The sequence below is a fragment of the Marinimicrobium alkaliphilum genome, assembly GCF_003259155.1.
Taxonomy (GTDB): Bacteria; Pseudomonadota; Gammaproteobacteria; order Pseudomonadales; family Cellvibrionaceae; genus Marinimicrobium_A; species Marinimicrobium_A alkaliphilum.
In genome coordinates this window covers 754,428-775,393 of record NZ_QGMQ01000001.1, presented here as the reverse complement: position 1 = coordinate 775,393, position 20,966 = coordinate 754,428, and the positions used below count along the sequence as shown (strand labels likewise).

Annotated in this window: 19 protein-coding genes and 2 tRNA genes; 7 read left to right on the top strand and 14 right to left on the bottom strand. The window is 59.5% G+C overall.

The genetic code is table 11. The annotated features are described in order from the left end of the window. Window positions 1-151: 151 nt before the first annotated feature. The 4 genes from DKW72_RS03415 to uvrC all read right to left on the bottom strand — a co-directional run bounded on the left by DKW72_RS03415 (window position 152) and on the right by uvrC (window position 2,906). Window positions 152-238, bottom strand: a tRNA-Leu gene (locus DKW72_RS03415). A 14-nt stretch (window positions 239-252) separates the two neighbouring features. Beyond that, a tRNA-Cys gene (locus tag DKW72_RS03410) sits at window positions 253-326 on the bottom strand. Window positions 327-431: 105 nt separating this feature from the next. Then, window positions 432-992, bottom strand: coding sequence for a CDP-diacylglycerol--glycerol-3-phosphate 3-phosphatidyltransferase (gene pgsA / locus DKW72_RS03405; protein WP_111640938.1), 561 nt, complete (start codon window positions 990-992; stop codon window positions 432-434). A gap of 72 nt (window positions 993-1,064) precedes the next feature. Continuing rightward, a complete protein-coding gene (gene uvrC / locus DKW72_RS03400; RefSeq protein WP_111640885.1) occupies window positions 1,065-2,906 on the bottom strand; it encodes an excinuclease ABC subunit UvrC in 1,842 nt (613 codons plus the stop codon). Window positions 2,907-3,016: 110 nt separating this feature from the next. On the opposite strand from uvrC, the gene DKW72_RS03395 reads away from it, so the two are divergent. Continuing rightward, window positions 3,017-4,432: a sodium/proline symporter gene (locus DKW72_RS03395; protein WP_111640884.1), complete on the top strand. Its 1,416-nt coding sequence runs from the start codon at window positions 3,017-3,019 to the stop codon at window positions 4,430-4,432. On the opposite strand, the gene DKW72_RS03390 is transcribed toward DKW72_RS03395, so the two are convergent. Both DKW72_RS03390 and uvrB read right to left on the bottom strand, forming a co-directional pair. After that, window positions 4,429-5,082 (bottom strand): response regulator, encoded by a 654-nt coding sequence (locus tag DKW72_RS03390; RefSeq protein ID WP_111640883.1) that lies wholly within the window; start codon window positions 5,080-5,082, stop codon window positions 4,429-4,431. The two genes, DKW72_RS03395 and DKW72_RS03390, sit on opposite strands and share 4 nt — an antisense overlap. Before the next feature lie 84 nt (window positions 5,083-5,166). Next, a complete protein-coding gene (gene uvrB, locus DKW72_RS03385) occupies window positions 5,167-7,188 on the bottom strand; it encodes an excinuclease ABC subunit UvrB (protein ID WP_111640882.1) in 2,022 nt (673 codons plus the stop codon). Window positions 7,189-7,274: 86 nt separating this feature from the next. Between uvrB and DKW72_RS03380 the strand changes: the two genes are divergently transcribed. Further along, window positions 7,275-8,129 (top strand): fructosamine kinase family protein, encoded by an 855-nt coding sequence (locus tag DKW72_RS03380; RefSeq protein ID WP_157960381.1) that lies wholly within the window; start codon window positions 7,275-7,277, stop codon window positions 8,127-8,129. 30 nt (window positions 8,130-8,159) lie between these two features. Then, the gene (locus DKW72_RS03375; protein ID WP_111640880.1) at window positions 8,160-9,542 is read left to right on the top strand and encodes a class II fumarate hydratase; all 1,383 of its coding nucleotides are present in this window, start codon (window positions 8,160-8,162) and stop codon (window positions 9,540-9,542) included. Here the strand turns inward: DKW72_RS03375 and DKW72_RS03370 are convergent. The 3 genes from DKW72_RS03370 to DKW72_RS03360 form a co-directional block, all read right to left on the bottom strand. After that, a complete protein-coding gene (locus DKW72_RS03370; RefSeq protein ID WP_111640879.1) occupies window positions 9,517-10,296 on the bottom strand; it encodes a peptidylprolyl isomerase in 780 nt (259 codons plus the stop codon). The two genes, DKW72_RS03375 and DKW72_RS03370, sit on opposite strands and share 26 nt — an antisense overlap. Before the next feature lie 89 nt (window positions 10,297-10,385). Continuing rightward, window positions 10,386-11,090 (bottom strand): gamma-glutamyl-gamma-aminobutyrate hydrolase family protein, encoded by a 705-nt coding sequence (locus tag DKW72_RS03365; RefSeq protein WP_111640878.1) that lies wholly within the window; start codon window positions 11,088-11,090, stop codon window positions 10,386-10,388. Further along, complete coding sequence (locus tag DKW72_RS03360; RefSeq protein ID WP_111640877.1) at window positions 11,078-12,070, bottom strand: amidoligase family protein; 993 nt, start codon at window positions 12,068-12,070, stop codon at window positions 11,078-11,080. Before DKW72_RS03360 ends, DKW72_RS03365 begins: the two co-directional genes overlap by 13 nt. A 61-nt stretch (window positions 12,071-12,131) precedes the next feature. On the opposite strand from DKW72_RS03360, the gene DKW72_RS03355 reads away from it, so the two are divergent. Next, window positions 12,132-12,581: a gamma-glutamylcyclotransferase family protein gene (locus DKW72_RS03355; protein ID WP_198411198.1), complete on the top strand. Its 450-nt coding sequence runs from the start codon at window positions 12,132-12,134 to the stop codon at window positions 12,579-12,581. Here the strand turns inward: DKW72_RS03355 and DKW72_RS03350 are convergent. Beyond that, a complete protein-coding gene (locus tag DKW72_RS03350; protein ID WP_198411197.1) occupies window positions 12,578-13,537 on the bottom strand; it encodes an HPP family protein in 960 nt (319 codons plus the stop codon). The two genes, DKW72_RS03355 and DKW72_RS03350, sit on opposite strands and share 4 nt — an antisense overlap. A 141-nt stretch (window positions 13,538-13,678) precedes the next feature. Between DKW72_RS03350 and pabB the strand changes: the two genes are divergently transcribed. Further along, the gene (gene pabB / locus DKW72_RS03345) at window positions 13,679-15,052 is read left to right on the top strand and encodes an aminodeoxychorismate synthase component I (RefSeq protein WP_111640874.1); all 1,374 of its coding nucleotides are present in this window, start codon (window positions 13,679-13,681) and stop codon (window positions 15,050-15,052) included. Here the strand turns inward: pabB and DKW72_RS03340 are convergent. After that, the gene (locus DKW72_RS03340; RefSeq protein WP_111640873.1) at window positions 15,024-16,184 is read right to left on the bottom strand and encodes a sialidase family protein; all 1,161 of its coding nucleotides are present in this window, start codon (window positions 16,182-16,184) and stop codon (window positions 15,024-15,026) included. The two genes, pabB and DKW72_RS03340, sit on opposite strands and share 29 nt — an antisense overlap. Window positions 16,185-16,374: 190 nt before the next feature. Between DKW72_RS03340 and DKW72_RS03335 the strand changes: the two genes are divergently transcribed. Beyond that, on the top strand, window positions 16,375-16,689 hold the full coding sequence (locus tag DKW72_RS03335) for a c-type cytochrome (protein ID WP_157960380.1): 315 nt from the start codon (window positions 16,375-16,377) through the stop codon (window positions 16,687-16,689). 40 nt (window positions 16,690-16,729) lie between these two features. On the opposite strand, the gene DKW72_RS03330 is transcribed toward DKW72_RS03335, so the two are convergent. The 3 genes from DKW72_RS03330 to thrH form a co-directional block, all read right to left on the bottom strand. Then, window positions 16,730-17,851, bottom strand: a complete 1,122-nt coding sequence (locus tag DKW72_RS03330; protein ID WP_198411196.1) for a hypothetical protein — start codon at window positions 17,849-17,851, stop codon at window positions 16,730-16,732. Then, window positions 17,820-18,641: a hypothetical protein gene (locus DKW72_RS03325; RefSeq protein ID WP_157960379.1), complete on the bottom strand. Its 822-nt coding sequence runs from the start codon at window positions 18,639-18,641 to the stop codon at window positions 17,820-17,822. The genes DKW72_RS03330 and DKW72_RS03325 overlap by 32 nt, the downstream gene beginning before the upstream one ends. 265 nt (window positions 18,642-18,906) lie before the next feature. Further along, window positions 18,907-19,524: a bifunctional phosphoserine phosphatase/homoserine phosphotransferase ThrH gene (thrH, locus tag DKW72_RS03320; RefSeq protein ID WP_111640869.1), complete on the bottom strand. Its 618-nt coding sequence runs from the start codon at window positions 19,522-19,524 to the stop codon at window positions 18,907-18,909. A gap of 682 nt (window positions 19,525-20,206) precedes the next feature. On the opposite strand from thrH, the gene DKW72_RS03315 reads away from it, so the two are divergent. Next, a complete protein-coding gene (locus DKW72_RS03315; protein ID WP_111640868.1) occupies window positions 20,207-20,938 on the top strand; it encodes a phosphoadenylyl-sulfate reductase in 732 nt (243 codons plus the stop codon). Window positions 20,939-20,966 lie beyond the last annotated feature (28 nt).

The following is a 20,966-nucleotide window of genomic DNA, read 5'->3' as shown; positions in this document are numbered from 1 at the left end:
CCGGAAAGCGGCGCCGGGAGCGCCGATTGACAACGCAGTTGGCCCGCAGGGCCGAGCGCGGGAAGCGCGAGTCACCTGAACCGGGAACCGGTTCAAGGACGGAGCCAAGGGAGCTACGCAGTGCCGGGGTTCATTCGGAAATGCTGAAATTTGGTGCCCGGAGCCGGACTTGAACCGGCACGAACTTTCGTTCGAGGGATTTTAAATCCCTTGTGTCTACCAATTTCACCATCCGGGCCGGGGAGGAATAGGTGGAGGCGCGAGCCGGAATCGAACCGGCCTAGCTGGATTTGCAATCCAGAGCATAACCACTTTGCTATCGCGCCTTATTTGAGAGCGCGCATTCTAACGAAAAACTTTTGGAAATCCTAGCGGTGACGCTAAAAACCCGTGATAAATCGTAGGGCGCGCTCAAAAAGCCGTCAGCCTGGCTATTCGCCGTCCAGTTTGCTGCCGGCTTTCAGGTGTGGCCAGGCCGCTTTCAGGTACAAAATCATCGACCACAGGGTCAGTGCCGCCGCGCCCGCGAGGGCTACAAAGCCCAACAGCTGGAGTATCGCCAGATTGGTGAGCAGTACGATAATCGCGGTCATCTGCAGAGTGGTTTTGACTTTGCCGATATAGGACACCGCGACACTGGCGCTTTTACCCAGCGCCGCCATCCACTCGCGCAGCGCGGAAATGACAATCTCGCGCCCGACAATCACCGCCGCCGCCCCGGCAAACCAGGGTTTGTCGTGGTGCAGTCCCACCAGCAGCAACAGGGCAATAACCACCATCAACTTGTCGGCAACCGGATCCAGGAAGGCGCCAAACGCCGTGCTCTGATTATATTTGCGCGCCACATAGCCATCCAGCCAGTCAGTGATCGCGGCAATGCTAAATATTGCTGCGGCTGCCAGGTAGGCCCAGCTCACCGGAAGGTAGAAGACCACCACGAACAGAGGGATCAACACGATACGGATCAGTGTTAGCTGGTTGGCCAGGGTCAGAGTCATGTACAGCGGTCCCGGTTGTTGTGGCTGTGAACGTCAAGTCAGATTGCGGGGATGATACTACAGGACTCAGTCGTTGTGGAAAAACCCATGGATTTCCTCCGCCAGGTGCCGGCTGATGCCCTTGACCTTGGCCAGATCAGTGACGCTGGCGCGCTGGATCTCCTGCAGTCCGCCGAAGTGGCGCAGCAGCTCACGCCGCCGGGCGGCGCCCACGCCGGGCACATCCTCAAGCGTCGAGGTGCGGCGTTTTTTGTCCCGGCGCTGTTTGTGGCCGGTAATGGCAAACCGGTGCGCCTCATCGCGAATGTGTTGAATCAGATGCAGGGCCGAAGCGTCCGCCTTGAGGTTGATTTCGGCGCCGGTGTCAGCATTATACAGGGTTTCCAGACCCGCCTTACGGGTCGGCCCCTTCGCCACCCCGATGAGCAGAACACCGTTGACCCCGAGCTCTGCCAACACAGCCTCGGCCTTGCCCAATTGCCCCTTGCCACCATCGATCAGGAGAATGTCCGGCAGCTTGCCCTCACCTTTCTGCAGCCGGGTATAGCGCCGCTGCAGAGCCTGCTCCATGGCGGCATAGTCATCGCCGGGGGTAATGCCGTCGATATTAAAGCGCCGGTAATCGGACTTGAGCGGCCCCTGGGTATCAAACACCACACAAGAGGCCACCGTCAGTTCGCCGCTGCTGTGACTGATATCAAAACACTCCAGGCGTTGGGGCACTTCGTCCAGCCCCAGGGCCTCCTGGAGCGCCACAAACCGGTCGAGACTGCTCTTGCGGCTGCTGAGATACCCGGTCAGATTCTGCTGGGCGGCGGTGCGTGCCATCTCCAGCCAACTGGCCCGATGGGTGCGCACACTGTGGGTCACATGCACCTGGCGTCCCTGGGCCTGGTGCAAGGCATCGGCTATCACCTGGGCATCGCCGAGCGGATGACTGGTAATGATACTGCGGGGGATATCGCGCCCGGCACCCCCCAGATAGAATTGGGGTAAGAAGGCATCGAGCACTTCCGCCTCGGATTCCGCCAGCGACACTTTCGGGTAAAAACTGCGGCTGCCCAATATCCGCCCCTGGCGCACAAACAACATATGCACGCAGGCGATGCCCGCCTGAACCACGGCGGCAACCACATCCAGGTCACCGGTGCCCTCTTCCATCACCTGTTGCGACTGAATGGTGCGTAACGCGGTAATCTGATCGCGCAGCTGCGCCGCGCGCTCAAAGGCCAGATTGGCGGAGGCAGCCTCCATCTCATTGGCCAGCTCGCTCATCAGGGCATCGCTCTGCCCGGTGAGAAACATGCGCGTATGGCGCACGTCATCGGCGTAATCTTCCGGTGATATGAACTCAACACAAGGCGCCGTGCAGCGGTCGATCTGGTATTGCAGGCAGGGACGGGAGCGGTTGCGGAACACGCTGTCTTCGCACTGGCGCACCTTGAAGGTTTTCTGCAGAAAATTGAGGCTCTCGCGCACCGCACCCACATTGGGGAACGGCCCGAAAAATTCGCCCCGCTTTTTCTTCGCCCCCCGATGAAACGACAGGCGCGGATAAGGCTCGCCCGAGGACATGAAAATATAGGGGTAGGATTTGTCGTCGCGCAGCAGGATATTGTAGGGCGGCCGGTTGGCCTTGATCAGATTCTGTTCGAGAATCAGGGCCTCGGTTTCGCTCGCGGTAACCGTCACTTCAACATCGGCGATGCGACTGACCAGGGCCACCGTTTTGGGAGCCAGGCCGGTTTTGCGGAAGTAGCTCGCCAGGCGCTTCTTCAGGTTTTTGGCTTTGCCGATATAGAGAATATTGCCATCGGCGCCGAGCATCTGATAGATCCCCGGCTGCTGGGTTACGTTGGCGAGAAAGCGCGTCGGGTCAAAAGCGTCTGGGTCAGCGGAGTTACGCATAGAAAAAGGTCGCAGGCAGAACAGTCCCGCATTGTGACGGAAACCGCAAGGGAAGTGAAGACAGGCCGCCAGTCTTTGCGCATTGCCAGAATTGCCACTATTGTTAGGGTATGTTGATCACCAGTTTTCTCTTTTTTCTTCTGGTGTTCGTACTGATCGGAGCCCTGTCTGTCCTGGCCAGTAAGCGCACCACCGCCGACTATCTGACTGCGGGCCAGAGCATTAAACCGTGGTTGGTTGCACTGTCCGCCGTGGCCACCAATAACAGCGGCTATATGTTCACCGGCATGATCGGGTTTACCTACGTTAACGGCCTGTCCTCCATCTGGCTGATGATAGGCTGGATCTTCGGGGATTACATCGGCTCCCTCACCCTCTGGCGCTCGATTCGCGAAACCACCGGCAAGCGGAACCTGGACTCGTTCAGCGGTCTGATCAGCCGCTGGTGGGGTCAGAACTACAAACGTTTGCGCACCCTCAGCGGGTTGCTGATCCTCATTTTTCTCGGCGCCTACGCCGGCGCCCAGCTCAATGCCGGCAGCAAGGCCCTGCACGTGCTGCTGGATTGGGAGCTTTCCACCGGGGCCATCCTCGGGGCCGTGGTCGTATTGATCTACAGCTTCGCCGGCGGTATCCGCGCCTCCATCTGGACCGATGCCGCACAGTCGATGGTCATGGTCGTTGCCATGCCGCTGATGATGTGGATGGCCCTGGAACACATGGGCGGCTGGAGTCCGATGATGACATCGCTCCACGAGGTGGAAAACGGCTACATGAACTGGTTTCCCCCGGGGAGTACCTGGTACTCCGGCGCACTCTTCGTTCTGGGGTGGGTGTTTGCCGGTTTCGGGGTGGTCGGTCAGCCCCAGGTGATGGTCCGCTATATGAGCCTGACCGATGCCAGGTTGATCAATCAGGTCCGGGCCTACTACTACAGCTGGTTTATTTTTTTCTATGGCGCAACCATTGTCGTCGGCCTCCTGGCCCGACTGATCATCACCGACACGGATCAATTCGACAGTGAGCTTGCCCTGCCCACCATGGCGGTTGAATTGATGCCCGAGCTGTTGGCGGGGCTGGTGCTGGCGGGCCTGTTCGCCGCCACCATGTCAACCGCAGATTCGCTGGTCATCAGCTGTTCCGCGACCCTTTCACGAGACGTCCGCCCCGATAACCCGCTCAATTTTCTGTTCACTAAGTTTGCCACCTTCACCGTGGTGGCGGTGGCGCTGCTGATTGCGCTTTACGGGGAGGACAGCGTCTTCGAGTTGGTGATATTGGCTTGGGGACTGCTGGCCTCGGCCTTTGCACCTCTGCTGTTGATCTACCGATTCAACCGTCTGCCCACTGAAGGTCAATGCATCACCATCATGCTGGCGGGGGTGATTGCCTACCTGATCAGCCACTACACGGTAATCCAGGCGTACGTTTATGAGCTGATGCCCGCGATGCTGGTAGCGCTGGCCGTCTACGGGTTAATAGCCACCTTTGGCGGGGTGAAGGTCATGCGCGGGGAAACGGATTAAACCACCGCTTCGGGGTCGAGTACGTTGTGTTTGACCGCCAGGAGAGTCAGTTCAACATCACTGTTGATACCCAGCTTGTCGAATATCCGGTAGCGATAGCTGTTGACGGTTTTCGGGCTGACGCAGAAGGTATCGGCAATGTCCTGAGCGCGTTTACCGTTGGCAATCATCAGTGCCGTTTGCAGTTCGCGCTGGGAGAGCTTTTCAAAGGGCGATGCATCGGAACCACCCCCGCCGAAATTTTTGAGTGCCAACTGCTGGGCAATGCTGCTGCTCATATACAGCTCACCCGCCACCACTTTGTCGATGGCCTGGGTGATCTCCGTAAATTCTGCGCCCTTGGTGACGTAACCGACGGCACCGGCCTGCATCAGACGGGTGGGATACATATTGTCGTCGCAGGCGGTCACAGCCACAATTTTCATGGCCGGCTGAATCGCCAGCAACTTGCGCGTGGCTTCAAGCCCCCCCATACCCGGCATTTTGACATCCATCAGCACCACATCGGGCAGCAGCTCACGGGCCAGGCTCACCGCCTGCTCACCACTCTTGGCACTGCCTACCACGGCATAGCCCGGCACATCGGCAAGCATACGCACGATACCCATACGCACCAGGTCGTGGTCATCTACTACGAGAATCTTGGTCACGGCAGCCCCCAAATACTTGCTACGCTATTATAGAATTAACTTTTCTTAACATTCTAGTGACTTCCGGCTGTCGATGCCAGCAGATTAAACCGCCAGTGCCCTGCCCTTCAACCGGTGAATCTCATCACGCAGACGAGCGGCTTCCTCGAACTCCAAATCCTTGGCCGCCTGGAACATGGCCTGCTCAAGCTTTTCAAGCTGCTGCCAGACATCGCCACCGTCTTCAGGCTGTACAGCGTAGCGCCCCTTTCTTTCGGCCACGGCCGCCCGCCCCCTTCCATGGCGACCACCGCCAGCCCCCGGAATATGGGCACCTTCCATAATATCCGCGACCCGCTTTTTGATTCCGATGGGGGTCACATTGTGCTCTTCGTTGTGCGCCAGCTGCTTTTGCCGGCGCCGATCGGTTTCATCGATAGCCCGCTGCATAGAGCCGGTAATGCGGTCGGCGTAGAGAATGGCCTTGCCTTTGAGGTTGCGTGCCGCCCGACCAATGGTCTGAATCAACGATCGCTCGGAGCGCAAAAAGCCCTCTTTATCGGCATCGAGGATTGCCACCAGAGACACTTCCGGCATATCCAGCCCCTCGCGCAACAGGTTGATACCCACCAACACATCGAACTCCCCCATACGCAGGTCGCGGATGATCTCCACCCGCTCCACGGTGTCGATATCCGAGTGCAGATAGCGCACCCGGACCCCGTGCTCGCTCAGATAGTCGGTCAGGTCCTCTGCCATACGTTTGGTGAGCACCGTCACCAGAATGCGCTCGTCGGCGGAAGCGCGCAGCCGGATTTCCGAGAGCACGTCATCCACCTGGGTGCCCGCCGGGCGCACCTCGATTTCCGGATCGACCAGACCCGTCGGACGCACGACCTGTTCCACCACCTGACCGGCATGCTCCCCCTCGTACACGCCCGGCGTGGCCGAGACAAAGATCATCTGGGGTGCAATCCGTTCCCACTCATCGAAGCGCATGGGCCGGTTGTCGAGCGCCGAGGGCAAACGGAAACCGTATTCCACCAGGGTTTCCTTGCGCGAGCGGTCGCCTTTGTACATGGCCCCAATCTGCGGAATCGTGACGTGCGACTCGTCGATGACCAAGAGCGACTCCGGCGGCAAATAATCGAACAGGGTCGGCGGCGCCATACCCGGGTCGCGCCCGGACAGGTAGCGGGAGTAGTTTTCAATACCGTTGCAGTAACCCAGCTCCTGCATCATTTCCAGGTCATAGCGGGTGCGCTGCTCCAGGCGCTGGGCTTCCACCAGCTTGTCGTTGTCACGCAGCTGCTTCAGCCGCTCCTGCAGCTCCACCTTGATGTGTTCAATGGCGTCGAGAATCTGCTCGCGCGGGGTCACATAGTGGGATTTGGGGTATACAGTGAAGCGCGGCAGCTTGTGCCTTACCTCGCCGGTAAGCGGATCGAAGACACTGATCTGCTCGATTTCGTCGTCAAACAGCTCGACCCGCACCGCCTCTTCATCAGAGTCGGCCGGAAAGATATCGATCACATCGCCGCGCACCCGATAGGTGGCCCGGTGAAAATCCATGTCGTTGCGGGTGTACTGCAGCTCGGCCAGGCGGCGCAACAAGGTGCGCTGATCGACCCGTTCCCCGCGCACCAGGTGCAGCACCATCTTCAGGTAGGCTTCCGGGTCGCCCAGACCGTAGATGGACGATACCGTCGCCACCACAATCGCATCCTTGCGCTCCATCAGTGCCTTGGTGGCAGACAGGCGCATCTGCTCGATATGTTCGTTCACCGAGGCGTCTTTCTCGATAAAGGTATCCGACGAGGGCACGTAGGCCTCGGGCTGATAGTAATCGTAGTAGGAGACAAAATACTCGACCGCATTGTGCGGGAAGAACTCCTTGAACTCTCCATAGAGCTGAGCCGCAAGGGTTTTATTGTGTGCCATAATCAAAGTGGGACGCTGAACCGCCTCGATCACGTTGGCAATGGTGAAGGTTTTGCCTGAGCCGGTGACCCCCAGCAGGGTCTGGTGCGCCAGTCCGGCTTCGACGCCCTGGATCAACCCGGCGATGGCCTTGGGCTGATCCCCGGCAGGGTCAAATGGGCTGGCAACGGTAAACGGCTTGGACATACGGCAAAACTCCCCAAATACCTGAACGGCGCTAAGCCCCTAACCATACCATAAACCTGCGACTGACTGGCTAAAGGAGCCTGCCTGTGAGCCGAGAACTGACCCAGTGGCTGGCCGAAACCGGCCACGGGGATATCGTCGAGCGCCACCCGCTGTCGGGGGGCGACATCTGCCAGACCGAGCTGATTCGCACCAGTACGGGCGAAGACCTCTGCATCAAACAGGAACCCTCGGCCCCCGACCACTTCTTTGAGGCTGAGGCCACAGGCCTGCGCGCGATTGCCGCCACGGACTGCATTCGAGTACCGCAGGTTTACACCGTCACTCACAGTTTTATCGCGCTGGAATATATCGAGCCCAGTGGCACCGGCGGTCATTACTGGGAGCGGCTGGGCGAACAACTGGCGGCCCTTCACGCTCAGCCGGTACCAGGCTTCGGGTTCACGGGAGACAATTTTTGCGGGCGCACGCCTCAGCCCAACCCGCACACTCAGGATGGCTACCGTTTTTTTGCCGATTACCGGCTGCGCTACCAGGCCGGCATGGCACTGGAGTACGGTCGACTGAGCGAGGCGGAGGTCGAGGCCATCGAACGACTGTGCGAACGCCTGCCGTCATTGATCCCTGTGCAGCCCCCATCGCTGATCCACGGTGACCTCTGGGTGGGCAATATTCACAGCGACCCGGATGGCAACCCGGTGCTGATAGACCCGGCGGCCCACTGGGGCTGGGCCGAAGCAGAACTCGCCATGACCCGGCTGTTCGGCGGCTTCCACCCCCGCTTCTACCAGGCCTATCTGGCTCATCGCCCCTTGGCGCCGGATTGGGAGTCCCGTGTTCCGCTCTACAACCTCTACCACCTGCTCAATCATCTCAACCTGTTCGGCAGTAGCTACCACCCGCAGATCGTCAGCGTGTTAAACCGCTACACTCAGGTCTAGAGTCCAGCCACCTACACACCAGGAGCGTTCATGACCCAGTACCGCACCGAAACCGACAGCATGGGCGATGTCCAGGTCCCCCGAGACGCCCAATACGGGGCCCAAACCCAACGGGCCGTCGACAACTTCAAGCTCAGCGGCCAGCGTATGCCCCCGGGCTTTATTGCGGCGGTTGTGCAGATCAAAAAAGCCGCCGCCCAGGTGAACGCCGGCCTGGAACTGCTGGAGCCGCGCATCGCCGAAGCCATTGTCTGGGCTGCCGACTCGGTGCTGGCCGGGCGCCACGATGACCAGTTCCCCGTGGACGTGTTCCAGACCGGTTCCGGCACCAGCACCAACATGAACGTCAATGAGGTGCTCGCGCACCTGGCCAGCGGCCACGCCGGGCAACCGGTGAGCGCCAATGACCAGGTCAATATGAGCCAGAGCAGCAACGACACCATCCCTACGGCGATTCACCTGAGCGCGGCCCTGGCGCTCGAAAATGAACTTCAGCCGGCGTTGAAGTACCTTCAGGAAACCATTGAAAATAAAGCAGAATCTGTTGGCCATCAGGTCAAAACCGGACGCACTCATCTGATGGATGCCATGCCCGTAACCCTGGCTCAGGAGCTGGGTGGCTGGGCGGCGCAAATCGCCGACAACCGTACGCGCCTGAGCGCCCTCTTGCCGCAACTGCTGTGCCTCGCCCAAGGGGGCACCGCCGTGGGCACAGGTATCAATGCCCACCCGGCCTTTGCAGAGCGCTTTGCCCGGCAACTGAGCGAAAACTGCAAGCTGGCCCTCGCGCCCAACGATAACCTGTTTGCCGCTATCGCCAGCCAGGATACCGCTGTGGCCTTATCCGGCCACCTGAAAACCCTGGCGGTAAGCCTGATGAAAATCAGTAATGATCTGCGCTGGATGAATTCCGGCCCGCTCGCCGGGCTCGGCGAGATTGCCCTACCCGCTCTGCAGCCGGGCTCGTCAATCATGCCTGGCAAGGTCAACCCGGTTATTCCCGAGGCGGTCGCCATGACCGCCGCCCAGGTCATGGGCAACGACACGGCGATTACCGTCGCCGGTCAGTCCGGCAACTTCCAGCTGAATGTGATGCTACCGCTGGTGGCCCACAACCTGCTCCAGAGCGTCACCCTGCTGAGCAACGGCAGCCGGGCCCTGGCCGACAGCGCCATCGCCGGCTTTGAGGTCCGCACCGACAACCTCAACGCGCCGCTGGCGAAGAACCCGATTTTGGTCACCGCACTCAACCCGGTTATCGGCTATGCCAAAGCGGCCGCCATCGCCAAAAAAGCCTACAACGAAGGGCGTGCGATTGTCGAAGTGGCGGAAGAAGAGACCGACTTGAGCCGGGACGAGCTGGAGCGCCTGCTCGACCCGGCTCGACTTACCCGCGGCGGTATCCAGGAATAAACCGGCCGGTGGCGAGCAGCGCCAACAGGGCGAGAAACAGCACGTTGGTGCTGCCAGACGAGGATGAAGAGGGTTCATAGGTGGTGGGCATGGGGTCCAGATCAGCGGCGGTATCCGATGCGCCGTCGAGCACGACAATGGCGTTGACCATGACCAGATGCTCGTGGGTAATGGTGACCCCTTCCTCCAGCTCGTCATCACCGTAATCTCGCAAGGGCAAACTGTCGAACGGTACACCGGCGTTGACCAGATAAAGTTCGTTAATAGCCTCGAGAATTTCCAACCCCTCTTCGCTCACCTGACCAAACACGGTAAAACCTTCGTTCTGTCGGTCCAGGTTGGCGCTGTTGTTACCGAGATTAAAAAACCACTGCGAGGTGGCACTGTTGGGATTATTGCCCCGCTTGGCCATGGCGATGGTGCCTTTCTGATTCGACAGTAAGGGCTCGTTGACGACCGCTGGGCGAGCGTCTATCTCAGACACCTTGAGCGATTCCTCGGTATCCTGATCGTACAGATAGCCTCCGCCCTGAACAATAAATCCGGAGACGGAGCGATGGAAGAAACTTTCGGTGTAGGCCCCCTCCTCCACGTATTCGAGAAAGTTGCCCACGGTTTCCGGGGTGATTTCGTCAAACAGGTTGACCTCAAAGTCTCCAAGTACGGTTTGGAACTGAACAATGGTGGCATTGGCGGTCATCGCCACCAGTGACAGCACGCAGGCACCTGCCAAACGGGTTGTGATCTTCTTCATGGGTTAGCCCTTAAAAAAAAACGTTGATCCAGTGTTGCGCAGGCTAACAAATCCCCTCCCTCAAAGCTGTAAGTAATTGTACGCATTTGTCAGCGTTCCGCCGCGCTAATCGCGGCCTCGGTACGCTTTCGGGCCACCTCCACCAAGGCGCCAAACAGGCGCCGCTGACGGCGATTGAGAATCAGAAATTCCGGGTGCCACTGCACCCCAAGCAGAAAGGGGTAATCCGGTTGCTCCACCGACTGGACGATACCGTCGAGATCCCGACCAGTGACCATCAACCCTTCGCCCAACTGATCGATGCCCTGGTTGTGTAGACTGTTAATTTTGCAGCGCTCACAGTGCAGCAAACGCGCTAGCTTCGACGGCCCGCAAACCTTGAGGGTTTTCAGCGGCAGGATGGTCCAGCGATTCGAGGTCTTCTGGCGACGCGAGCGCAGTTCCTGAAACAGGCTTCCCCCCAGACGCACATTGAGCAGCTGTGCGCCCCGGCAAATACCCAGCAGCGGCAAGTGATGCTTTACCGCCCAATCGATGGCCTCGCTTTCGAAAGCGTCACGCTCCTGATCATAGCGCGGATGCACTTCCGGCTCCGCCGCGTAGAGCACCGGGTCGACATCGTGACCTCCGGTCACTACGATGCCGTCAAACTCACTGAAGTCCACCGGATCGCCGGGGCGCAACTGCACGGCCTTGGCCCCATACCAGCGGGTGACCAGCGCTACCAACAACCGGGGCATCAGAGCGCGCTTGCGCGGCCCGGTGATACCAATGACGGGCGTTACTTCAGCCATTGTTGCTCCAGGGTTTTGATCCATTGGGCAGAAAAATGCAGGGTTTGATCCAGGTGCTTGCTGTAGGCGGCGCAACAGCCTTGAAGGCGCGTCTTGTCTTCCGCCAAACGCTCTACCTCGACCCAGTCGTTCCACGCTTCGTAGAGCCCCCATCCGGGTTTTTCAATCTCGCAGTTGGGCAAGCGGTAGTGGAACGTTGGCCGGGCCTTGATAAGCGGGTCAGCGGCCTGGCGCCGGACCCGCTTATCATCCAGATGACTGAACAGCGGCAGCATATCCAGGGCCCGGTTTCGGGTCGGGTTGTCCGCCAGATAATCGTCGATAAGTCGTTCAAGGGTCGGGCTGTAATCGGGGTCGACCACCTGACGCACATAATCCGCAGGAAAAGGATCGACATAGGTGGTCAGGCGCCGGGTCAAGTTGACCTTGGCACGCTTGTGCAGCCAGTCGTAGAGGCACAGAAAGGCTTTCAGGTAATCCCTAATCGCCTCCGCCTTGAGTGAGGGCACCTCGGGGTTGAACTGCATTCCAAACGCATAGAGCATATTGCCCGCCGTCCCCAGGGCACCCTTTTCGCGCAGGCGCACAATAAGCCCCTCAACCTCGCCCAGACGACTGAGCGGCAGCGGCGGACTCACCACCTCGACCGGCACCAGCTGTTCCGCCCCCCAGTGCAACAGACTTTCAGCCGCCTCTTCCAGATCACTGATAAAGTCTTCCGGGTCGCGCTCCTCGCGGCCCATTTTTTTCAGTAAATCAAAATCCAGCTCAATGACCCAATCACCGGCCGGGTCACCACTCAGTACCCGCTCATAGCGACCTTTTTTACTTGCGTCCAACCCCAACTGGCGTGCCACGACGCGGGTGAGTTCATCCAATGATAACCCACTCATCTCCAATTCAATCCCGACCCGGCGTTCGGCGCCCTCTTCGGTCCGGCGCATCGGGGGCATTTGGAGTTCCTGCAAACCTGCTGCCATACTCAGTCCTGTACGTTTTTGCGGATTAACTATCATACACCACGGTTTCAAGGAGCCCCGTGTGCGACTCTCGAAACGCCTGACGGTCAGTCTCGTCATTCTAAGCCTAGCATTGATTTTAGCGGGTAACTGGTGGCGGGTCTTTATGAGCCCCTGGGGCTTTGACCATCCTGAGGATTTTATTCCCGTACAAAGCGACGAGCCACACAAGGTGTTTGTCTACGGCACCCTGACCTGGGCCCCGGTGCGCTGGCTCGTGACCGGGCGCGCCGGCAGCGCTGAACCGGCGGTACTCGACAACTATCGCCGCGATGGGCTGGATCTGACACCCGAGCCGGGCGCCAAAGTCGAAGGCTATATCCTGCGGGTCAGCAGCCGGGAGCTGCTGCGTCTGGACCGGTACGAACGCCTGGGTATCCGCTACAGCCGCGAGCCTGTCAGTTTGCGTGACCACAGCCTGGCGTGGGTCTATCGGCGTCTCGATCCGGACCTGGAAAGCGCGAGCGACTAGCCGCGGTTAGCCCGCAGCCAGCGCCCCTGGCTCTCGACAACCTCAAACCGCGCCCAGCGCTGAAACTCCGCACGCGAGCAGATACCGGTCGCATAAGCCCCATCGCCTGCCAGCACCTTGTAGATCAGCTGCTCCTGCTCAGGGTCATCGGTCACGGCGGCCGGCACATCAATCACTTGTCGAATGCTCCAGTACCGTCCAACCCGACCGTTGCTGTAACTGGCACCGGGTACAATCCCCTGCGGGTGCTCGCCGCTGACGCGGGCGTGTGCTTGCGCAGCGTGAAACAGCTCGACCAGATCCTCCGCGGTGATATCGAGATAGGAGTTGACCTCCGCCATCGCCGCTGCGAAGTCTTCGTGGGTAATCTGCTCTCCCGAGAGCGATTGTTCTGGCGCAGGGTGCACGCTCGCGCGACGGGCAAAATAGGCGGGATAGCGGCGCCAGGGGAACAAGCTGTTGAAAGCCGCGGCGACCAGCAAAATTGCCAGGATATTGAGTGCCAAAGGTGTCGCCAGAAACTGATAGCCGAGCGCGTGCACATCTGGCCCGCCAATCACTACCGTCAACGCCGTCGCCCCGCCGGGCGGGTGAATGCAACGCCCATAGTGCATCGCGGCGACCGCCAGGCCCACAGCCAGAGCCGGACTCCACGGCACATCGGGGAAAAGCTTCTGACAGCTGATCCCGACCGCCGCCGACAACAGATGGCCCATAGCAACCGACCACGGCTGAGACAGCTGACCGTGCGGCACCGCAAATACCAGCACCGCAGTGGCCCCCATAGACGCGACCATCAGCAAACTGCCCGTACTGTCGAGATACCAGCGCGACAGCCAGTAAACGGCGAGAATCCCAAGAGCCGCCCCCAGGGCCGAAATCAGTTTCTCGCCGTGACCCGTGGTGCTCGACTCCAAACCGAGCACGCTGCGCAGCCGCATTAACCAGTGGAGCATGGATCCTGTTCCTCACGCACTGCACCAAAGAAGTGCATCATCCTAGGCGCAGCCCGACAAAACTGCAACAGCGCTGCCGGGAGCCCGCGCTTTCAGGTAAAATGCCCACCGTTGTTTTTTTCCTGTCAATCAAGGCTGCCCATGCAATCCCAGGCTAATGCCATTACGCTGCCCTATCGACCCGACTCCCGGGACTGGTATGCCGCCCTGCGCCATCTGCCCCACCCGGTATGGCTGGACAGCGGTCGACCGGGCAGTAGCTATGGCCGTTACGACATTCTGGCGGCCGATCCGGAGCGCCTCCTGATTACCCGTGGCCCGTGTACCGAATTGCGCACACGTGGGCGCGCGACGAGCCAGACGCTGACCGGTGACCCTTTTGCGCTACTGCAGGCCCAGCTGCCGCCCCCCTGTGCCGGGCTGACCGAACTGCCCTTCTGCGGCGGAGCCATCGGGCTCTTCGGGTACGACCTCGGGCGGCACTTGGAGCGACTGCCTGATAAGGCTGTTCAGGATATTGATCAGCCGGATATGCAGGTAGGCATTTACCCTTGGGCAATCGTTCAGGATCACCGGGAAAAAGTTGCCTGGCTGGTGGCATTGCCAGGCACGGATGCGTCAGAAATCCGACGGTTCCACGACTTAAAACCCCTCTTAACTGATACCATAAATCCTTTTAATATCAGTGACTTTAAAAATAATATTAATGTCGAATATTACATGAAAAATATCGACCGTATCCGCGCCTACATTCACGCCGGAGACTGCTACCAAGTCAACTACGCCCAGCGCTTTAGCGCCCGCTTTGACGGCGACCCACTGACGGCTTTCCTGGCCTTGCGCGCCGCCTTACCCTCGCCTTTTTCGGGTTTTATGCCCCTCGATCAGGGCGCTGTGATCAGCCTATCACCTGAACGCTTTATCCAGTGCCGCGCCGGACAAGTGGAAACCCAGCCCATCAAGGGCACCCTGCCCCGAGGTAAAACCAGCGCCAGCGATCAGGCCAATGCCGAGTCTCTGCAGGCGAGCCTCAAGGACCGGGCGGAGAACCTGATGATCGTGGACCTGCTGCGCAACGACCTGAGCAAACACTGCCACACGGTACGCACACCCAGGCTGTTTGAGCTGCAAAGCTTTGCCAACGTCCACCACCTGGTGAGCACCGTCACCGGCGTGCTCAACCCGGGCGCGCAACCGCTGGACCTGTTGCGCGGCGCTTTTCCTGGCGGCTCCATCACTGGGGCACCCAAGATCCGCGCCATGGAAATCATCGAGGAGCTGGAGCCGACGCGGCGCCATGCCTACTGCGGTAGCCTGGGGTATCTGAGCGCCGACGGACAGATGGACACCAGCATCACCATCCGCACCCTGGTGTGTGACCGCGAGCGAATCCACTGTTGGGGCGGCGGCGGCATCGTCGCCGATTCCGTCGCCGAGCAGGAGTATCAGGAGAGCCTGGACAAGGTCTCCCTCCTGATGGACACCCTTACAAGCCTTCAGCCGGTATCCGGGTAACCTCCACATCTTCTTTGTTCGTGGTGTACGCCACGTAGATGACGCCCTGATGCACGTAGCTTTTGGGGTAACTGTAACCCTCGCGCTTGTAGCGTCCCGGGTAGCGCCAGGCTTGCATGTCTTCACCGCCAGCGCGTACCCAGTAGGCGCGATCAAAGGTATGACCGTCATCACTGAGGCTGATCACCAGGGGCAGTCGGTCGCGGCTATCGCGGGGATTATTGACCAGAAACACCCGCCCATCGGGCAGGTTGCCGGCGCTTTGCTTGGAGCGTGAGTCCGGGAAGTTGGTTTCCACCGGCTGGCTCCAGGTAGCGCCCAAATCGCGGCTTTCCGCCGCAAGAATCCGGTGGCTGCTGCCCTGATCGCGAAACACCATTACTATCGACTCATCTTCGCGCTGATACCAACTGGGCTCCAGCTCCCGACTTATTTCACCGTTGTGGGCCAGGTTCTCAAGCGCACCTGCACGCCAACCCCCAATCCCCAGCGGGTCATTGGTGTAGTAGGGTTTGAGAATCAGACCGGGCTGGGTGTGCACCGCCGTGAGAATACGGCCACAGGCCAGTGCTCGCATGTCCTGCTCAATAACGCCCAAGACGGGCTCGGCGTCAGCGCTCAACAGCGGGCGCGGCTCGCCCCAGTCGAGGCCATTCTCACTGAGCAGATACTCGGCGTGCCCGCCCCGGGGGGATTGATCGGCGGGCCAGATGTTGAGGTAGGCCACCAGGGTTTCACCGTCGCTCCACCAGCCGCCATTGGTGATTACCGTATCGGCTCGGGGGCCCGCCAACAAACGTGGCTCACTCCAGGTTTCGCCGCCGTCATCGCTGATCGCATAGCGCACCTCGGTTTCCGGCGCGTCCTCATCAGTGCGTGAACTCTGCCACTGCACGTACAGCCTGCCCCGAAAAGCGGTGAGCACCGCGCCGTGGTTATAGCGGTAATCGGACTCTCCCGGGCGGTAAACGGTGAACGTGCGCGCGCCAGGCGCAGCGCTGAGCCCCAGAGTGTCCGGTTGCTCCGGATCAAAAACGCCGGGCGCAAGACTCAGGGGTACCGGGTCCGCCGTGGCCAGGGGACCAGCCGTCGATAACAGCAAACACGCCAGCGCGCGTGAAAGAACGTTCATATACAATACAGCTCCTTGAAAGTTAAAACGGCAGTATAGCGGCACCGATAGCGCGGATGGATGCTTACAAACGCAAGTTTTTGCAAAGCCCACTGCCACAGACAGTGAATATCTGCTAATTTGACGCCGCTCGCGAACGCGAGTGACCGATACAATGGATAATAAGCCCTTTACGACAACAGGAGCCCCCATGTTGCAGACTCAATGGAAAGCCGCGGCCTTGGCCGGCCTGGTCACCCTTTTTAGCGCCTCAGCCGCACTTGCCGAACGCAGTGGCAGCGAGGTTTATCAACAATTCTGTGCCGCTTGCCACAACCCCGGCATTCTCAACGCCCCCAAACCCAACGACGCCGCCGATTGGCAGGATCGCCTGTCAGCAGGTAAGGACACCCTGCTCGCCAACACCATCAGCGGACTGCAAGCCATGCCCCCGCGCGGAGCTTGCGGCAACTGCAGCGATGCCGAACTCAAAGCCGCCATCGATCATATGGTCGGCGATCTCTGAGTCACCCCGCCGATCCGACGCCGGATCGGCTCCCCCCTGCCTACAGCAAATCCACTGGCCGAATACGACGCTCAAATTCCTCGGGCACCTGTGCGTGCGCCACACGCACGGCGGCACTGGCCTCGGCGGCCTGCGCCAGAGTCTGCTTCCGCAGGCGCTGAAGCTCCGCGAGCAATGCCTGCTCGTACTCATCGCGATTGAGCACCTCATCGGCGTAAATCAATGCCACCTCGGTAATAGCGATCGTAGCCACAAACACGGTACCAACACACACCGCGGCAGCCGGGCCCGTTGCCAGACAAGGCGTCGCAGCGGCAGCCCCAATACCCCGACTACCCGCGCGGGCGGCGGTACGGGAAGCCCCCGCAGCCCCTACCCTGACCGCCGCAGCCCGGGTCGCTCGGGCGGCCATCAAACGCTGGGCCACACCTGCCGACACCAGAAAACTGGCACCACCTGAGACGAATGCCCGATGGGCCGCTGCCTGAAACTCAAACATATCACCCTCGAACAACAGCGCCCGATTCAGGTCCAGCGTGACGCTCGCGTCCGTATCAGGTGCATCCTGACGAAACGGCGCCAGTTGTGTCTCGATCCAGTGCCGGGATTCGGAGGCATAGTCCCGTGCGACAGCCCGGTAGCCCTCCTCCACCTGATCCACAAGCCCCGCAACCTGCTGCTCCCAATGGTCGTCACCGCCCAGCAAACGCTCCCGATACACCGCGTCGGGGTAATCCCGCTCGCCAATACCGAGACGGGAAACGCCCCAGAGCGTCGCCCGGGTCACATTGCCGCGCACCGAATAATGCCAGTCCAGGTAATCGGGAATTCGCGCTTGCGCGGCGTCGTAGAGGGCATTGATAGAGCCCGCCAGCTCCTCGTCCAGGGCGGCGAGTTGCTGCTCGATAAAGTCGGGGTGATTCGCGGGGTTATCCTGCAGAATGCGCTGCAGTTCGGCTTCCGGCACGCGATAGTTCTGACCGTCCAGGGTGACCTGAATCATCGGCGGAAACAGCCAGCTGACGGGCCCCCGCCCCAGGCCCTCCCAGAACAATAGGCCCCCAAGCAGGAGCAGCAGCCCTACCAACAGGCGACGCCGCGCCCGGTAGCCACGGCGCGGGTCCGCTGAGTCAGTCTCGGTGTTCATGGCGGTGTCGGTCACGGTCATATACCCCAATGTAGCCCAACTGCAGGAGCAACAGCAGGGGCCAGATAAAGAGCCAATCTCTGAGGATCAGTATGCCCCAAATAAGCAATTTGAGTAACCAGATAGTATCGCGCGCAAGATTTTGCGCCAGCCAGTAGAGCGTGGTTTCCAATACCGTGAGTAATGCCAGAAGTTCCCCAAGCCACGGGCTATACACACTCACCTGACGGGTCGACCAAGCCAGCGCCGAGGCCAACTCAACCTCCTGCAGATCCGGCACCGGCGTGTAAAAACCCAGAATACCGATAGCGACCAGGACACCCATCCCCGTGCCCCAAAACAGCCATTGGGCCGTGATATAAACCAGAAAATAGCGCTGCACATGGTGTACCAGACGCCCGCGCACCAGTCCATGCAACTTCACCCAAAGCGGCGCCAATAGCAGCGCCAACCAAAACAACGCCACCGCTTCCATGCGTGCCAGTCCGGTCAGCAAGACCGCGCTCAACACCAACGCCAGCGAGAATCGCAGCAACAACATCAACACCCCACCCCGCAACCAGCGATACAGAGGGCTCCGAGGGCGAACAAAGGCCTTGAGCACGCCCCGACGCTTGCGCCGGGCCTTCCAAAGCAAGGGCACTGTGAGCGCTGCCGCCACCAACAACCAGAGCATAAGAACCCCAGCATTGGACACATCCGGGAGCAGACGAGCGGCCAACCCCAAAAACGCAATCAACGCCAGGGTGACCAACAGAAATGAAAGATCTTTCAGTGACCAGCGGGTCCAGAACACAAACGACACACCCAGCTCCTCGACAATATCGGGTCGCCACAGTATGCCATCAAGGGAAGGCTTGCAGGTAATAGCGGAGGTGCCCAGCGAATCGACAAGGCCGGGGGTCTACATCCGGGACCGTTTGCCGCACGACTGCATGGACGCAGGAGGTAGAGCGACGCAGGATGCCAAAGCCGAGGGATGCGGCAGTCGAGCCTACAGGGACGTATTCACGGCGTGTCCCGGATGTAGACCCCCGGCCTTGTCGATTCGCCCACTCCGAACCAAAAACTTAAAGACTCAATTCCCGATTACTGGCGGCGATAAACGCCTTTTTCAGGTCCTGGAAGTTATGGACGGCGGGAAATTGGGGGAACTCGTCGATGACGTTCTGCGGGGCATGAAACAGAATACCGGCATCCGCCTCACCCAACATGGTGGTGTCATTATAGGAGTCGCCCGCCGCGATAATGCGGTAGTACAGGGTTTTCAGAGCCAGCACCGACTGGCGCTTGGGATCGCGCTGGCGCAGGGTGTAATCGGTGACCTTGCCGCCCTCCCCGATCTCCAGACGGTGGCAGAACAGCGTCGGGAAACCCAGCTGACGCATCAGCGGCTGGGAGAATTCATAAAAAGTGTCCGACAGGATGATGACCTGGAAACGCTCCCGCAGCCAGTCCACAAACTCCCGTGCGCCGTCGAGCGGCTCCAGCGTAGCAATCACCTCCTGAATCTCGTTCAGGCCCAGGTTGTGCTCCTCCAGAATGCGCAGGCGCTGCTTCATCAGCACATCGTAGTCCGGAATATCCCGGGTGGTGGCTTTGAGCTCTTCAATGCCGGTTTTCTTCGCAAACTCAATCCAGATTTCCGGTACCAGAACCCCTTCCAGGTCAAGACAGGCTAGCTCCACTGTAAACCCCTTATATCGTCAGAATGTGAAAAATCGAACACCGTAAAATTGTTGAGCAATCTACCGCTTTCCCAAAGCGAAAGCAAACCGCTTGCACACCGGGTTTTCACGTGGAACATATAAGTACCTAAGGCACATTGGCTATTTTTTATTCATTAGCGCTATATTAAAAGAGGGCCGCAAATTGCTGATTTTTCTTAGTTTTTTGGCACATCTTGTGTCCCAGCGAAGAGTAAAACACCACAGGTTGTGCAAATTGCCGCCAAGCCGATGGATTTTTATTCAATGTTCCACGCGGGAGGGATGGCGCTTCTGTCGGATTACGCTTTCGACTAATCCGACCTACTGGGAGCATTGTGCCGTTGTTTTGGGGTTGGGTGGCGCTTTGTCGGATTACGCTGCGCTAATCCGACCTACTGGGGGCGTTGCCGTTATTTTGGGGGTGGTGCGTTTTGTCGGATTACGCCCTTTGGCCTGATCCGAGCTGCTGGGAGCATTGTGCCGTTGTTTGAGTAGGTCGGATTAGCGCAGCGTAATCCGACACCTGTGGCACCCCATCCTCCTGACAACGAACAACCGCCATCGGCTATAACCATATAACAGGACACTATTAGGCAGCGAATGTCCGATTCTGGTATTCTTCGCACCCTCCAATGAACCCCCAAAGGCGAGACTGTCTGCCATGAGCGAACTGCTGAACACTGTCGATCTGGATGCCAAACTCCAACAAGAAACGCCACAAGCCATTCTTCAATTCGCGTTGGACAATTTTGACAACCTCGCCCTGTCATTCAGCGGCGCCGAAGATGTCGTACTGATCGATATGGCACACCGGATTCGCCCCGATGTGAAGGCCTTCTGTCTCGATACCGGACGCCTGCATGCGGAAACCTACCGTTTTATCGAACGGGTACGGGAGCACTACGGCATTGAAATCGATATTCTGTTCCCCGATGCCGAGGCGGTACGCAAACTGACCACCGAAAAAGGTCTGTTCAGTTTTTACCGTGACAACCATCAGGAATGCTGCAGCATCCGCAAGATTACCCCGCTGCGCAAGAAACTGGTCACCCTCGACGCCTGGGTGACGGGCCAACGCCGGGATCAGAACCCGGGTACCCGCAGCGCCATTCCGGTCATCCAGGAAGACAAGCTGTTCGCTCGCCAGGGCGGAAGCCTGACCAAGTTCAACCCGCTGGCCAACTGGACCTCGGCCCAGGTGTGGGAGTATATCCGCGCGATGAATGTGCCTTATAATGAACTGCACGACCGCGGCTTTGTGTCCATCGGCTGCGAACCTTGCACCCGCCCCATCGGCCCAGGCCAACATGAGCGCGAGGGTCGCTGGTGGTGGGAAGAAGCCACAAAAAAGGAGTGCGGGCTGCACGCTCAAAACCTGAACGCGAAAGCCTGAGTCGCTCTGAACAACTGACGGGAACTGT